This is a genomic window from Celeribacter sp., assembly GCF_048270365.1.
Lineage (GTDB): Bacteria > Pseudomonadota > Alphaproteobacteria > Rhodobacterales > Rhodobacteraceae > Celeribacter.
Window position 1 is genome coordinate 159,624 of sequence record NZ_JBLWTA010000008.1, and the last position, 13,634, is coordinate 173,257.

At 60.5% G+C, this 13,634-nt stretch carries 15 protein-coding genes; 8 read left to right on the forward strand and 7 right to left on the reverse strand.

Features of this window, described 5'->3' with window-relative positions:
* Positions 1–24 precede the first annotated feature (24 nt).
* A complete protein-coding gene (locus ACN0X0_RS12725; RefSeq protein ID WP_417279456.1) occupies positions 25–960 on the forward strand; it encodes a DMT family transporter in 936 nt (311 codons plus the stop codon).
* On the opposite strand, the gene ACN0X0_RS12730 is transcribed toward ACN0X0_RS12725, so the two are convergent.
* Complete coding sequence (locus ACN0X0_RS12730; RefSeq protein WP_417279457.1) at positions 957–1,571, reverse strand: thiamine diphosphokinase; 615 nt, start codon at positions 1,569–1,571, stop codon at positions 957–959. The two genes, ACN0X0_RS12725 and ACN0X0_RS12730, sit on opposite strands and share 4 nt — an antisense overlap.
* Positions 1,572–1,778: 207 nt before the next feature.
* Between ACN0X0_RS12730 and ACN0X0_RS12735 the strand changes: the two genes are divergently transcribed.
* Positions 1,779–3,944, forward strand: a complete 2,166-nt coding sequence (locus tag ACN0X0_RS12735; RefSeq protein ID WP_417279458.1) for a hypothetical protein — start codon at positions 1,779–1,781, stop codon at positions 3,942–3,944.
* A 61-nt stretch (positions 3,945–4,005) separates the two neighbouring features.
* Here ACN0X0_RS12735 and ACN0X0_RS12740 read toward each other — a convergent pair whose 3' ends face one another.
* The gene (locus tag ACN0X0_RS12740) at positions 4,006–4,245 is read right to left on the reverse strand and encodes a DUF2842 domain-containing protein (protein ID WP_417279459.1); all 240 of its coding nucleotides are present in this window, start codon (positions 4,243–4,245) and stop codon (positions 4,006–4,008) included.
* Positions 4,246–4,249: 4 nt separating this feature from the next.
* Positions 4,250–5,545, reverse strand: coding sequence for an adenylosuccinate synthase (locus tag ACN0X0_RS12745; protein WP_417279460.1), 1,296 nt, complete (start codon positions 5,543–5,545; stop codon positions 4,250–4,252).
* Between the two features lie 162 nt (positions 5,546–5,707).
* On the opposite strand from ACN0X0_RS12745, the gene ACN0X0_RS12750 reads away from it, so the two are divergent.
* Positions 5,708–6,805 carry a bifunctional transcriptional activator/DNA repair enzyme AdaA gene (locus ACN0X0_RS12750; protein ID WP_417279461.1) on the forward strand — a complete coding sequence of 366 codons (1,098 nt, stop codon included), beginning with the start codon at positions 5,708–5,710 and terminating at the stop codon, positions 6,803–6,805.
* Here ACN0X0_RS12750 and ACN0X0_RS12755 read toward each other — a convergent pair.
* A complete protein-coding gene (locus tag ACN0X0_RS12755) occupies positions 6,766–7,311 on the reverse strand; it encodes a GNAT family N-acetyltransferase (RefSeq protein WP_417279462.1) in 546 nt (181 codons plus the stop codon). The two genes, ACN0X0_RS12750 and ACN0X0_RS12755, sit on opposite strands and share 40 nt — an antisense overlap.
* Positions 7,312–7,436: 125 nt before the next feature.
* Here ACN0X0_RS12755 and secG point away from each other — a divergent pair, with 125 nt between their 5' ends.
* Together secG and ACN0X0_RS12765 are read left to right on the forward strand one after the other, a co-directional pair.
* A complete protein-coding gene (secG, locus tag ACN0X0_RS12760; RefSeq protein WP_417279463.1) occupies positions 7,437–7,799 on the forward strand; it encodes a preprotein translocase subunit SecG in 363 nt (120 codons plus the stop codon).
* A gap of 250 nt (positions 7,800–8,049) precedes the next feature.
* The gene (locus ACN0X0_RS12765) at positions 8,050–9,693 is read left to right on the forward strand and encodes a CTP synthase (RefSeq protein ID WP_417279464.1); all 1,644 of its coding nucleotides are present in this window, start codon (positions 8,050–8,052) and stop codon (positions 9,691–9,693) included.
* A 58-nt stretch (positions 9,694–9,751) separates the two neighbouring features.
* Here the strand turns inward: ACN0X0_RS12765 and ACN0X0_RS12770 are convergent, their stop codons facing one another.
* The 3 genes from ACN0X0_RS12770 to ACN0X0_RS12780 all read right to left on the reverse strand — a co-directional run bounded on the left by ACN0X0_RS12770 (position 9,752) and on the right by ACN0X0_RS12780 (position 11,266).
* A complete protein-coding gene (locus tag ACN0X0_RS12770) occupies positions 9,752–9,985 on the reverse strand; it encodes a hypothetical protein (protein ID WP_226553059.1) in 234 nt (77 codons plus the stop codon).
* Between the two features lie 124 nt (positions 9,986–10,109).
* Positions 10,110–10,748 (reverse strand): FMN-binding negative transcriptional regulator, encoded by a 639-nt coding sequence (locus tag ACN0X0_RS12775; protein ID WP_417279465.1) that lies wholly within the window; start codon positions 10,746–10,748, stop codon positions 10,110–10,112.
* 74 nt (positions 10,749–10,822) lie between these two features.
* A complete protein-coding gene (locus ACN0X0_RS12780; RefSeq protein WP_417279520.1) occupies positions 10,823–11,266 on the reverse strand; it encodes an Lrp/AsnC family transcriptional regulator in 444 nt (147 codons plus the stop codon).
* A gap of 83 nt (positions 11,267–11,349) precedes the next feature.
* Here ACN0X0_RS12780 and ACN0X0_RS12785 point away from each other — a divergent pair, with 83 nt between their 5' ends.
* From ACN0X0_RS12785 to ACN0X0_RS12795, 3 genes are all read left to right on the forward strand, one after another.
* Positions 11,350–11,943: a LysE family translocator gene (locus tag ACN0X0_RS12785; protein WP_417262167.1), complete on the forward strand. Its 594-nt coding sequence runs from the start codon at positions 11,350–11,352 to the stop codon at positions 11,941–11,943.
* Between the two features lie 84 nt (positions 11,944–12,027).
* Entirely contained in the window at positions 12,028–12,939 is a 912-nt protein-coding gene (gene ppk2, locus ACN0X0_RS12790; RefSeq protein ID WP_417262168.1) for a polyphosphate kinase 2, read from the forward strand.
* Between the two features lie 108 nt (positions 12,940–13,047).
* A complete protein-coding gene (locus ACN0X0_RS12795; protein WP_417279466.1) occupies positions 13,048–13,488 on the forward strand; it encodes a TerB family tellurite resistance protein in 441 nt (146 codons plus the stop codon).
* The last annotated feature ends 146 nt before the right edge of the window (positions 13,489–13,634 follow it).

The window sequence follows — 13,634 nt, forward strand, 5'->3', positions numbered from 1 at the left end:
ACAGCGCGCATCGCAAATGGGCGCATGACACAAAGCGCCTCCCCCAAACAAGACCGCCCGCTTCTGGGCATGGCGATGATGCTGATCTACTGCGCCGTCGCGCCGGTGATCGACGTCTTTGCCAAGCTCGCCGCCGCCGAACATGCGGTCGGCCAGATCACCGCCGCGCGGTTTCTGGTGCAGGGCGCTTTGTTGTTGCCCATCGCCTTGGTGATGCGTTTGCCGATGCTGCACTCGGCCCGCGATGCGGCACTGATTTTTCTGCGTGGGCTTTTCACGCTGGCGGCGACTTTCGCCTTTGTCTGGGCCGTCTCGATCATGCCCTTGGCCGATGCGCTGGCGATCACCTTTGTCGAGCCTTTCATCATTCTCCTCCTCGGCTGGATGCTCTTTGGCGAAGAGGTCGGCCCGCGCCGTATCCTTGCCGCGCTGATTGGCTTTGTCGGCGTGTTGATCGTGGTGCGCCCCGGCCTGTTGAATTTCGGCTCCGCTGCTCTTTTGCCGCTCGCCGCCGGGTTCTTTTTCTCTTGCTACATGTTGGTGACCCGCGCCCTGCGCCATTACCACCCGGTCGCGCTGCAAAGCACCACGGCGCTCGCCGCCCTGATCGTCGCGCTGCCTTTGCTGGTCATCTTTGATGGCTCCGGTGGCCCGCTCGATCCGGCGATGCCCCAGGGCATTTTCTGGCTCTGGCTCATCGGCGTCGGCATTGCCGCCACGCTCTCGCATCAGGGGCTGACGCTCGCGCTCACCCTCGCGCCCTCCGCCACCATCGCGCCTCTGGCCTATCTGGAGCTGGCGTTTTCAACCCTTGCGGGGCTGTTGATCTTTGGCGATTTCCCCTCGCCCGTGGTCTGGCTCGGCATCGCGGTGATTGTCGCTGCCGGGCTTTACCTGATCCACCGCGAGCGCGTGAACCTGCAAAAACCCGCTGTCCCCGGCGATCCAACCGCGTTCTAAAGCGGCCATTTGGGCGCCGCAATCAGCCGCGCCACCAGCTCCGCGTCGCATCTCTCACGTGGCAGAATCACCATCATCCCCGGCTGATCAAACTCAAGCCGCACCTCTGTCGCCACCGCCTCATTCGAGGTGCCGATCCGGCGATCCGGCGCGAAATCCAGTCCTTCGATGGGCCAGCGCAGCCCCTCCGAGCGTCCCGCCACCGTCGCCATCGGAAAAAGCGACACGCGCTGCCCCGGCTCTGTCGGCAACACCAGTTCAGGCGGCGCCATGAAACACAGGTCTTCCGTCCCCAAAATGATACAGCGTCGGTTCGGAAAACGGGTCAGCGTCGCATAGACCGCCAACTCATGATCGATCCGCGCGCCGGTGAAACCCACGCCAAAGATCATCGGCGCCTCCACCCGCGTCAGGCATTTCTCGAAATCCGTGCTGTCCTGTTCCGGCACATGGATCAGGCACTCTTCGGGAAGCTCCGCGCGCATTTCCTCCGTCAGGCTGTCGAAATCGCCGATGACTCGGTCAGGGCGATGCCCCAGCGAAAGCGCCTGCCCCGCCGCACCATCCGCCGCCACAAGACACGGCGCGTGAGAAAGTGTCTTTTTCAGCAAAGTGCCACAAATTATGCCACCCCCTAGAAAAGTGACGTTTTTCTCAGTAATTATAATGGGTTCGTTGACTTTCATAAGAAACGGTTAACCTCTTTGCCACATTTTGGACAGGAAAAGATCACGACCATTTCCTTGTTCTGTTCCGATTTTGGAACCAATTCATGGTAAACAAGGAGCTGCTGAGCAAGTCAGAAAGCGAGTTTAGGCATGGTAAGTGACAGTAAAATTCTGACCGTATCCTATGGGACATTCTCCTGTACGCTGGAGGGATTCGACGATCCCTTCAATACGATGCGGTCCATCGCGGAGTATTTCCGCGATCTTGCAGCCGACGACCGGTATTTCGGGGCCGAGCCTCCGACGCCGGACCCGCAGATGTTGAGTTCTATTGCGGAAAAGGAAATCCAGCGCCGGGTTGAGGCCCGTGTGCAGGAGGGCGGCCTTGTGCTGCGCCAGATGGGGGAGCCCCAGGACGAGGCGAACGCCGCTCCGGCCCCCGTGACACCTCGCGCCGCACCCCAAGCCCCTGTGAACGAAGAGATTGCACCGGGAACTGTCGAAAAAGCCCCCGAAGAAGATGTGAAAGCGGCCGCTGCTCAGCCTGTCACCCGCCCCGCTGCCACGCCTTCTGCCGCGCCTGCGCTGGCTGCGGGCAGCTCGATTGCCGACAAACTCGAACGCATCCGCGCCGCCGTCGCCCAGCGCAATCAGGCCGATTTCGTCGAAGATCAGAACGACGCCATGAATTTCAGCGCGCCGCTGGCTCAGGAGCCGGTGGAAGACAGTGTCGAAGAGGCCGAAGAGCTGATCGAAGACATCGTTGAAGACGAAATCATCGCGGAGGCGCCCGTCGAGGTGACCCTCGATGAGATCTCTGTTGACACGATTGAGGACGAGGTCCTTGAGATCACCGAAGAACCCGTGATCGAGGAGACGGTCGAAGAGATCGCTCAGGAAGAGATCGAAGCCGAAGCCGAAGCCGAAGCCGAAGCCGAAGCCGAAGCCGAAGCCGAAGAACTGTCCAGCACGGCCGCTCCGTTTCAAGAGGCTGCGGCCATCCTCGCCGAAATGAACGCCGAGATCGCTGCGGAAGATCAGGGTGAGACCGCTGAGGTCGAGCCCCTCGAAGTTGAAACCGCCGAAGCCGAAACCATCGCTCTCGAAGAGATTGAAGACGACGCGGATGAGGCTGTCGCCGATGAGGACGAAACCCTTGGCAATGTGCTGTCCTCCCTGACCGAAGAAACCACAGAGGAAGAGGCGCCCGTTCTGGACGCAGACACCGAGCTGCATGAGATGGACCCGAATCTGGCCGCCGATATTGCCGAGGCCACCCGCCCCGAAGAGGACGCCGCAGAAGAGGAAGAGACCGCCAACGACCCGCTGCGCCGCGTGCGCGCCCGCGTCGTGAAAATGCGCCGTGCCGATTTCGAAGAACAAGCCGAAGCGGACAGCGAAGACACCGCCGAAGCAGATGACGATTTCGCCGCCAAGCTGCGCCGCGAACTGGGCTCTTCCACCCTCGACGCTGAGGACGAAGACGATCTGATGCGCGAGCTGGCCGAAGTCGCCGCCATCGGCGCGGAAACGGACGAGACCGAAGAGGCCGAGGTCGAGGAAGACACTGCGCTCTTTTCCGACAGCGACGAAGAGGATGACAGCGCCGACACCGCCAATGTGTTCGACGCCTCCGACGCTTCCATGTCGCGCCTGATGGACGAAACGGACCGCGAAATGGCCAAGGGCGAAAACACCCGCCGCCGCAACGCGATCCAGCATCTCAAGGCCGCCGTCGGCGCCATTCGCGCCGAAAAAGCTGGCAAAGGCGACACCATCGAAGAAGACGAAGCGATGGATTACAAAGAAGATCTGGCCCGCGTCGTCCGCCCGAGCCGCCCGGAAGGCACGCATCAAATCCGTCGGCAACTGCCGCCGCTGATGCTGGTGTCCGAACAGCGGATCGACACGCCGACCGAGGTTCCCGGTGGCGCCAACATCACGCCCGTGCGTCCGCGCCGGGTGTCGCGCACCGCTTTGGCCGTGCAGGAAACGGAAAGCTTTGACGAGGCCGATGCCATCGCGTCTGAGGCGCCCGAGACCGGCGTGAGCTTTGCCGAATTTGCCGAAACTCTGGGCGCCGAAAGCCTGCCGGAACTGTTGGAAGCCGCCACGGCGTTTTCCAATTTCGTGCAAGGCCGCGAAACCGTGACGCGTCCGCAGATCATGCATCTGGCCAAAGAGGCGATGCCCGAGGACATGCCGGTCGAGGAACGCCTGCGCTCCTTCGGACAACTGCTGCGTCAGGGCAAGATTCGCAAACTGAGCCGGGGTCAATTCGCCGTGGCGGAGAGCACCCGGTTCAAACCGCGCTGAACGCGACAGAGACCAAAGAAAAAGGCCGTCCCTCGGGGCGGCCTTTTTGCATTACTTTGCTTTAATCGGTGTGATCGTCGTGTGGCGGCGCGTCCGGGTCGGCCTGTCCGATGCCTCTGAAGATCGCCTTAAGCGGAAAGGCCCAGAGCACGCCAAGCCCGACATAGATGCCGAACTCGACCCAGATCGACGGGCGCTCGAACAGGTTCACGAGCGAGACCGCCAGCACGATGTACCCCGGCAGCCCCAGCACCAGAACCAAAAGCGCCAGACGACGCCGGGCCTTGTAGCTCAGCGCCATCGGATCAATCCACGAAAGGATCGGTCACGAGGATCGTGTCGTCACGCTCGGGGCTGGTGGACAGCAAGGCCACCGGGCATTCGATCAGCTCTTCGACGCGGCGGACGTATTTCACCGCATTGGCCGGCAGATCGTTCCACGAACGCGCGCCTTCGGTCGACTCGGACCAGCCCGGCATTTCCTCGTAGATCGGCGTGCAGCGCGCCTGTTCTTCGGCGGCAGTCGGCAAATAATCGAGCGTCTTGCCGTCCAGCTCATAGCCGACACAGATTTTCAGCGTCTCGAAACCGTCGAGAACGTCGAGTTTGGTAAAGGAAATCCCGGTCACACCCGAAGTCGCACAGGTCTGGCGCACCAGAGCGGCGTCGAACCAGCCACAGCGGCGCTGACGACCGGTGACGGTGCCGAACTCATGGCCACGCTCGCCCAGACGCTGACCATCCGCATCTTTCAACTCGGTCGGGAACGGGCCTTCGCCCACGCGGGTGGTGTAGGCTTTGACGATGCCTAGCACATAGTTGATTGCATTCGGGCCAAGACCCACGCCGGTGGCGGCCTGACCAGCGATCACATTTGACGAGGTCACAAAGGGATAGGTGCCGAAATCGATGTCCAAAAGCGCGCCTTGGGCGCCTTCGAAGAGGATGCGTTTGCCCTCTTTGCGCTTGTCGTTCAGCACTTTCCAAACGGGCGCTGCGTAGGGCAGGATTTCTTTGGCGATCTCTTTGAGATCATTGATCAAACGCTCGCGGTCGACCGGCTCAATACCGAGGCCCTTGCGCAGCGGATCGTGGTGCTGAAGCGCACGATCGACGCGGGCGATCAGGGTCTCTTCGTCGGCCAGATCGGCCACACGGACGGAGCGACGGCCCACTTTATCCTCGTAAGCCGGGCCGATGCCGCGACCGGTGGTGCCAATCTTGGTGCCTTTGCTTGCGGCCTCTTCGCGGGCGCGGTCCAGCTCGCCATGGATCGGCAAGATCAGCGGCGTGTTTTCCGCGATCATCAAGGTCTCAGGCGTGACCTCGACGCCCTGCTCGCGGATCGAGGCGATCTCTTTCACGAGGTGCCAAGGATCGAGCACGACCCCGTTGCCGATGACCGACAGCTTGCCGCCACGCACCACGCCAGACGGCAGCGCGTTCAGCTTGTAGACCTTGCCGTCGATGACGAGCGTGTGGCCCGCGTTATGACCGCCCTGAAAGCGCGCGATCACATCTGCGCGCTCGGAGAGCCAGTCCACGATCTTGCCTTTTCCCTCGTCACCCCATTGGGCGCCGACAACGACGACGTTAGCCATAGTGAGTCCTTATGATCGGATGAAAACCCGTCGCTGTATAGCGACCCATACGGGCCGATGAAACCATTAAATCAAATGCCGGGTCGTCCCCCGCCGTTGGGACGAAAAATACACGCCGCTTTCCCGGCGGACAGGGAGGTTTTCCTGCGCTAGGCTGGAGACATGACGCTCTTCGACCTTCCCGATTTCAAACTGCCCGACGCCGACACCTTATATAAGGCGCTTTTGGCGCGTGACCCGCGCTTTGAAGGCCGCGTCTGGGTGGGCGTGACTTCCACCGGCGTGTTTTGCCGCCTCACCTGCCCGGCGCGCAAACCGAAGGCATCGAATTGCCGTTGGTTCGACAGACTCGGCGCCTGTATCGAGGCGGGGTTTCGCCCCTGCAAACGCTGTCAGCCCTTGAAGGCCGCTACAGATGCCGAGCCGGTGATTGAAGAACTGCTCTCCGCGCTGAACGCCCGCCCGGATCATCGCTGGCGCGAGGCGGATTTGACCGAGATGGGATATGACCGGGGCACGGTGCGCCGCGCGTTCAAACGGCATTTCGGCATGAGCTTTCTGGAGATGGCACGGCTGGAACGGCTCCGGCGCGGGTTCGAAGTGATCGGCGATGGCGGCACGGTGTTGGAAGCGGGACTTGAGGCTGGGTTTTCCTCCCCCTCGGCCTTTCGCGCCCGTGTCGGCGCGCTTTTGGGCATCGCGCCCGGTTCCTTAAGTTCTGATCCGCTCTTGTCCATCGACTGGATCGACACGGCCCTCGGGCTGATGATCGCGGTGGCGGATACGCGCACTCTGCATCTTCTCGAATTCATGGACCGCAAGGCACTGCCGACCGAGCTGCGTAAATTGGCCGAGGGTGCGCAGGGGCGGCTTGGGTTCGGGCGCACGCCTGTGCATGACCAACTGGCGCAGGAGTTGACCGAGTTCTTCGACGGCACGCGCTCCGCATTCACCGTGCCGCTCACCTATCACGGCAGCGACTTTTACGCCCAAGTCTGGGACGCCCTGCGCGCCATCCCTGCTGGGGAGACCCGCAGTTATGGCCACCTGGCACAAGACATCGCCCGTCCCACGGCGTCACGTGCCGTCGCCCGCGCAAATGGCGCCAACCAGATCGCGATTCTCATTCCCTGCCATCGGGTGCTCGGTGCGGATGGGGCTTTGACCGGATATGGCGGCGGGCTTTGGCGCAAACAGAGACTGTTGGAGATCGAGGCGGGTTACGCGCGCGCCAGCTCCGCCAAATCCGACCAGCCATAAGCCACCTCACTCAGGTTGTTCTCTGGGCCATCCTCAGGCAAACGTTCCGCCACCTGCGCCCCCTGCAAGCTCTCATAAAAAGCGCGGGCAACCGCATTGTCGGAGAGAACCCAAAGTGCGGCGGTCTTATGGCCCATGTCCAAAAGCGCCTGCGCGCCCGCCGCCATCAATCCCGTGCCGATCCCCTGACGCGAGGCCTCCACATAAATCGCGGAAATTTCACCGGAAAACCGATCCGAGAGCGCATCGTCACGCTGATCCCCACAGGACAGAAAGCCCACGACCTTGCCCTCTTGCTCGGCGACAAAAACCGCACCACGACCGGAGGTCTCATAAGACTCAAGGATGCGCCGCCAGCCCTTTTCACGATCCGGCACGGTCATCCGATCTATCAGCGCCTTCGGCAGGATGTCGCGATAAGCGGAACGCCAGACGGCGACCTGCGCCTTGGCAATCGGCAGGGCATCTTCAAGGGTGGCGGGGCGGATCGAAAAAGGGGTGCTCATGCGCTCAAAATGTCATGGATCACGGGAAAGACAAGTCCACGCGGCTTTGCCCCCTCCATTCGGGGTTGCGCGATGGCATGAGACCCCTTAAGTAGCCCCATCGAACGACCCCAAAGGCCTGATCCATGGAAAATGTCATCCTCGTCATCCACCTGATCCTCGCGCTCTGCCTCATTGGCATTGTGCTTTTGCAGCGATCCGAAGGTGGCGGTCTTGGCATGGGCGGTGGCGGCGACGTCATGACCGGCCGTGCGGCAGCGACGGCGCTGGCCAAACTGACCTGGATTTTCGCCATCGGTTTTATCGCCACCTCAATCACGCTCACGGTTCTGGCCCGCCAGGAAGCCGCAAGCTCTTCGGTGATGGATGGGGTTGTGATCGACGGTGAAGAGCCCGCGACCACGGATGCACCGGCTCTGCCGTCTGGCGCTGATCTCTTGCCGCCGTCCGCCTCGGACGCGCCGCAGTCCGCACCGCGCGCCGACTAAGCCGCAGACGAAACACTTGGGCCGCGCGCGGCCTAATCTTCAAAGATTAACAAGACCTTGAGAGTTGAGGGGGAATTCCCCTCAACATGTTGCGGTTTGGTTGCGCGGGGTGGCCGAATCTGTTACTTCTTAAATCCCGTGAACACCGTTGTTTTGAGCAGAGGCCAGCCGGTCGAAAGATCGGCGCAAATGGTCATTGGAGCAACGTTAAGACCAAAAATTCGGACTATCACGGGAGCATCTCCAGCCCATGGCACGCTACGTATTCATCACCGGCGGTGTGGTTTCTTCTCTTGGCAAAGGCCTCGCCTCTGCCGCCTTGGGCGCTTTGTTGCAGGCCCGTGGCTATTCGGTGCGGTTGCGCAAGCTGGACCCCTATCTGAACGTCGACCCCGGCACGATGAGCCCGTTCGAGCATGGCGAGGTCTTCGTCACCGACGATGGCGCGGAGACCGATCTGGACCTCGGCCACTACGAACGTTTCACCGGTGTTTCGGCGCGCATGACCGATTCCGTCTCCTCCGGGCGCATCTACACCAATGTGTTGGAAAAAGAGCGTCGCGGCGATTATCTCGGCAAGACGATTCAGGTGATTCCGCATGTCACCAACGAGATCAAAGACTTCCTCGCCGTGGGCGATGATGAGGTCGATTTCATGCTCTGCGAGATCGGCGGCACGGTGGGCGACATCGAGGGCCTGCCCTTTTTTGAGGCCATCCGCCAGTTCGCCCAAGACCGCCCGCGTGGCCAGTGTATCTTCATGCACCTGACGCTCCTGCCCTACATCGCGGCCTCCGGCGAGTTGAAGACCAAGCCGACGCAGCACTCCGTCAAAGAGTTGCGCACCATCGGGTTGCAGCCGAACGTGCTTGTCTGCCGCTCCGAACATCCGATCCCGGAGAAAGAGCGCGAAAAGATCGCCCTGTTCTGTAACGTCCGCAAAGAGGACGTGATCGCAGCACCCGATCTGAAATCCATCTACGAGGCGCCGCTCGCCTACCACCGCGAAGGTCTCGATCAGGCGGTGCTCGACGCATTCAGCATCGCGCCCGCGCCGAAGCCCGATCTTTCGACTTGGCACGACGTCGCCGACCGGATTTTCAACCCCGAAGGCGAGGTCAAAGTCGCCATCGTCGGCAAATACGTCCAGCTCGAAGACGCCTATAAATCCATCGCAGAAGCACTCACCCATGGCGGCATGGCCAACCGGGTGAAGGTCAATGTCGAGTGGGTCGATGCGGAAACCTTCGAGCATGAAGACGCCGCGCCGCATCTCGAAGGCTTTGACGCCATCCTCGTGCCCGGCGGCTTTGGCGAGCGCGGCACGGAAGGTAAGATCAAGGCGGCGCAATTCGCCCGCGAACGCAAGGTGCCCTACCTCGGCATCTGCCTCGGCATGCAAATGGCGGTGATCGAAGCGGCGCGCAATCTGGCGGGCATCCCTTCTGCCGGTTCCGAGGAATTCGACCATGAAGCCGGAAAAAAGCGTTTCGAGCCGGTGGTTTACCACCTCAAGGAATGGGTGCAGGGCAACCACACCGTGCAGCGCAAGGCCGATGACGACAAGGGCGGCACCATGCGTCTGGGCGCTTACACCGCCTCGCTCAAAGAGGGCTCGAAAGTGGCCGAGATTTACGGATCGACCAAGATCGAGGAACGCCACCGTCACCGCTATGAGGTGGACACGAAATACCGTGAACAGCTTGAAAAATGCGGCCTGATCTTCTCCGGCATGTCGCCGGACGGGCGCCTGCCTGAGATTGTCGAAGCCACGGATCACCCTTGGTACATCGGGGTGCAATATCACCCGGAGCTCAAATCGAAACCCTTCGCGCCCGCGCCGCTGTTCCGCGACTTCATCCGCGCGGCGAAAGAGAATTCGCGTTTGGTATAATCGTCAACCGCATCGGAAAAGATACAAAGGCGTCCTTCGGGGCGCCTTTTTTTCGTCTTCAATGCAGGCTCAGAAGTACCTCAATGTCGCGCAAGGACAGGCGCTGCATCAGATGCCGCTCTTCACCATTGAGGCTTTTGCCCTCCTCGATCATCCCCATCACCAGCCCCGCAATCTCGGCAGTCGGTTGGTAATAGAGCTCAGGGTGCTCCTCGCTGAGCACCTTCACCAGACGGCTCAGAATTTTCTTTTGCTTCTCCGAGTCGAGATCGGATTTTTTGTCCTGAAGCATGGCCTGCACCTTTCGCATTGACGGAACAACGTGACCCCAGCTTAGCGCCGGATGATTGCGATAAAATTGATTTCACGCCTATGTCGTGACAAAAATCGAAAGGCGCGCCGGATCACGCGCCATATCATTCAGGGGCAGTCCCCGCCGAAAAGCTCGCCAAAGCCTGCGCCAGGTCGACACCCTGCTCGCCTGCTTGCATCAGCCCCTGATAGGTGCCCTGACGATCTTCGGCGCTCTTATGCTGGTTGACCTTCCACTTGCCCTCAAGCCGCTCTGGCCGGAACCGCAACCCCACGATGCCACGTTTCAACGCCGCCACATAGGGCACAGGCGCGTCCGACACGGTCCAGGGCTCCGCACGACCCGCCTCATGCCGGCGGGTCAGCGCCTCAAGATGGGCCCCCAACCCTTCCGTGTCATTGAACGCCTCAAACGCCCCATGGGCATGGACCACGATATAGGCCCAGGTCGGCACGACTTTGCCATCCACCTGTTTCGATGGGTAAAACGACGGCGAGACATAGGCCTGCGGGCCTTGAAAAATCAGCACAGATCGCGCGCCCGCCAGTTTCCAATGCGCATTGGCCCGCGCCAGATGAGTCTCGATCACGGTCTCGCCGGCGGCCTCATAGACCACCACCGGCACATGCGAAATCTCGATGCCCTCGTCATGCGGCGTGACAAGCGCGGCAAAGCCGATCTCCGCCATCACATGGCGCAGCATAGCTGGATCGTCGATGGCGGAATTGTTCGGTCGATACATGGGGAGGCCTCCTGTTGCCCCGGCCTAACACGCCTGTCCCTTCATAGCAGCAAGAAAGACTCAATAAAAACGGATCACCCGCGCAGGTCTTTCGGGCTTTCCATCACGATATAAGAGGTGATTGCGGCGACATTCGGCACCGTGCCCAAAACCTCGGTGTGAAACCGTTTGTAGGCATTCAAATCCGCCGCCTCGACGCGCAGAAGATATTCAAACGCCCCCGCGATATTATGGCATTCCTTGACCTCGAAAGCGGTCTCCATCGCCGCCTCAAAGCCTTTTTGCGAGGCCTTGTTGTGCACGGACAGACCCACGGTGATATAGGCCAGAAACCCCTGCCCGACCTGATCGCGATCAATCACCGCCCGGTAGCCCCGGATCACGCCCAGACGCTCCAACTCGCTCACGCGCCGTGAGGTGGCAGAGGGCGACAGGCCGATACAGTCTGCCAGATCGAGATTGCTCAATCGCCCGTCCCGCGCCAGTTCGCGCAATATCTTTTCGTCAATTTGATCCATAGCCGTGATGTCGTGCAAAATATCTACATTCATACACGACCTTTGCACGCCCATTGCACAAGAGAAAGATTAATCTCGCCGCCATGGACATGACACTCTTCCTCGCCCTTTTGGCTTTCGCTTTCGTCACCTCGGTCACGCCGGGACCCAACAACCTGATGCTTCTGGCCTCTGGCGCCAACTTTGGCCTGAAACGGACACTGCCGCATATGACCGGGATCACGCTCGGGTTCACCTCAATGGTGTTCATCGTCGGACTGGGGCTGGCCGAAGCCTTTGAAACCTTTCCGCTGTTGCGTCAGGTCATGCTGGTCGTCGCGGTGCTCTATATGCTGTGGCTGGCGTGGAAAATCGCCCATGCCTCCGCGCCCAAGGAGGGCGAAGCGGACGGCAAACCGATGACCCTGTTGCAAGCCGCTGCCTTTCAATGGGTCAATCCGAAAGCCTGGATCATGGCGATCGGCGCGCAGACCAATTACGCGCAGGACACCACATGGATCGCGGCGGGGATCGTCGCCATCGGGTTTATGTTCATGAACGTGCCCGCGATCACCATCTGGGCCTGGCTCGGTCAGGAAATGCGTCGCATTCTGACCAATCCACGCCGTTTGGTGGCGTTTAACTGGACAATGGCCGCTCTTTTGGTTGCCTCTCTGCTGCCGATCCTTTTCCATTAAGAAACCGTCATATATGAGTGGTTAAAGCGGCAAAGAATTTGCGCCGCGCCACGCGGTTTTAGACATGGGAGACAGGAGCGCATCATGAGCTTTGACAAGGAAGCCCAGGACTGGCTGGAAGCGGAACTCGCGGACACGCTGGACGAGGAATGGGAGATTGAGCTTGAAGACTCCATCCTGTCTCGTGAAATCAAGAAGATTTACCAGAAAGAGCATCCCGACATGCTCGAACGCCCGGTCTATTTCCGTGAGTTGCTGCGGCTTCAGGCGGAGTTGATCAAGCTGCACGATTGGGTGGAAGAGACCGGCCAAAAGGTCGTCGTGCTGTTCGAAGGCCGCGACTCGGCGGGCAAAGGTGGCGTGATCAAACGCATCACCCAGCGCCTCAATCCGCGTGTCGTGCGCGTCGTGGCGCTCCCCGCGCCGTCTGATCGGGAAAAATCGCAATGGTATTTCCAACGCTACGTGCCGCACCTGCCGGCAGCGGGTGAAATGGTTCTGTTTGACCGCTCGTGGTACAACCGTTCGGGCGTCGAACGCGTCATGGGCTTTGCCGATGAAGATCAGGTCGAACAATTCTTTCAGGACGTTCCCGAATTCGAACGCATGTTGGTGCGCTCCGGGATCAAGGTGATCAAATACTGGTTTTCGATCACCGACGAGGAACAGCAGATGCGATTCCTCATGCGCATTCACGACCCGATGAAACAGTGGAAACTCTCGCCCATGGACCTGCAATCGCGCATCCGTTGGGAGGATTACACCAAGGCGAAGGAAGACACGTTCTTCCGCACCAATATCCCCGAGGCGCCGTGGTATATCGTCGAAGGCAACGACAAGAAACGCGCGCGATTGAACTGCATCGACCACCTTTTGTCGATGTTCGATTATCACGAGATCGAACATGACGATGTGCATCTGCCGGAACGGATTTACAAGAAAGACTACGAGCGCGCCGTGTTGCCGCCGGAGCTTTACGTGCCGCGGAAATACTGAGCCTTATGATCGAACGCCCGCAGCCTTGCGGGCGTTTGTGTTAGCGCGCGAGAACGTGATGCCCGCAGAGGCTTCCCCAAGCCCGCGCCCTGCCCTATATCCTCCCTTATGTTTGGCGATTTTCTCAAAACCCTGCTGCAACCGGCGCCTCAGCCGCTCAAAGACAGTGATGCGCGCCGCGCGATGGCCGCGCTTTTGGTGCGCGTGGCCCGCTCTGACGGTGTTTATGCCCCCGAAGAGGCGCAGCGGATCGAGAAGCTCTTGATGACCCGCTATGAGCTTGGGCCGTTTGAGGCCTCCGCGTTGCGTGCCGAGGCCGAACAGTTGGAATCCGAGGCCCCCGACACGGTGCGGTTCACCCGCGCGCTCAAGGACGCCGTGCCCTATGAGGAGCGCATCCATGTGATCGAGGGGCTGTGGTCCGTCGTTCTGGCCGATGGGGTGCGCGATCAGGATGAGGACGCTTTGTTGCGTCTGGTTGCGAACCTCTTGGGCGTCAAGGATCAGGACAGCGCGCTGGCGCGGCAACGGGTTGAGGCCAGCCTATAAGCCAGCTTTTAAAGACGTCCCCAGCGGGGAATCGTCTTCCTCTGCGACCGGAAACTCCAAACAACCTGCACGCGATCACCTCTCTGAATCGCCCCCAACCCGCCTAAGCCCTAGGCGAGAGCCTTAGATTTGATCAAAAACTCGGC

Coding starts and splice junctions, on each gene's coding strand:
- ACN0X0_RS12765 (WP_417279464.1), top strand. CDS start 8,050: ATGGCACGCTACGTATTCATCACCGGCGGTGTGGTTTCTTCTCTTGGC.
- ACN0X0_RS12745 (WP_417279460.1), bottom strand. CDS start 5,545: ATGGCTAACGTCGTCGTTGTCGGCGCCCAATGGGGTGACGAGGGAAAA.
- ACN0X0_RS12740 (WP_417279459.1), bottom strand. CDS start 4,245: ATGGCGCTGAGCTACAAGGCCCGGCGTCGTCTGGCGCTTTTGGTTCTG.
- ACN0X0_RS12775 (WP_417279465.1), bottom strand. CDS start 10,748: ATGTATCGACCGAACAATTCCGCCATCGACGATCCAGCTATGCTGCGC.
- ACN0X0_RS12750 (WP_417279461.1), top strand. CDS start 5,708: ATGACGCTCTTCGACCTTCCCGATTTCAAACTGCCCGACGCCGACACC.
- ACN0X0_RS12725 (WP_417279456.1), top strand. CDS start 25: ATGACACAAAGCGCCTCCCCCAAACAAGACCGCCCGCTTCTGGGCATG.
- ACN0X0_RS12785 (WP_417262167.1), top strand. CDS start 11,350: ATGGACATGACACTCTTCCTCGCCCTTTTGGCTTTCGCTTTCGTCACC.
- ACN0X0_RS12795 (WP_417279466.1), top strand. CDS start 13,048: ATGTTTGGCGATTTTCTCAAAACCCTGCTGCAACCGGCGCCTCAGCCG.
- ACN0X0_RS12735 (WP_417279458.1), top strand. CDS start 1,779: ATGGTAAGTGACAGTAAAATTCTGACCGTATCCTATGGGACATTCTCC.
- ACN0X0_RS12770 (WP_226553059.1), bottom strand. CDS start 9,985: ATGCTTCAGGACAAAAAATCCGATCTCGACTCGGAGAAGCAAAAGAAA.
- ppk2 (WP_417262168.1), top strand. CDS start 12,028: ATGAGCTTTGACAAGGAAGCCCAGGACTGGCTGGAAGCGGAACTCGCG.
- ACN0X0_RS12780 (WP_417279520.1), bottom strand. CDS start 11,266: ATGGATCAAATTGACGAAAAGATATTGCGCGAACTGGCGCGGGACGGG.
- secG (WP_417279463.1), top strand. CDS start 7,437: ATGGAAAATGTCATCCTCGTCATCCACCTGATCCTCGCGCTCTGCCTC.
- ACN0X0_RS12755 (WP_417279462.1), bottom strand. CDS start 7,311: ATGAGCACCCCTTTTTCGATCCGCCCCGCCACCCTTGAAGATGCCCTG.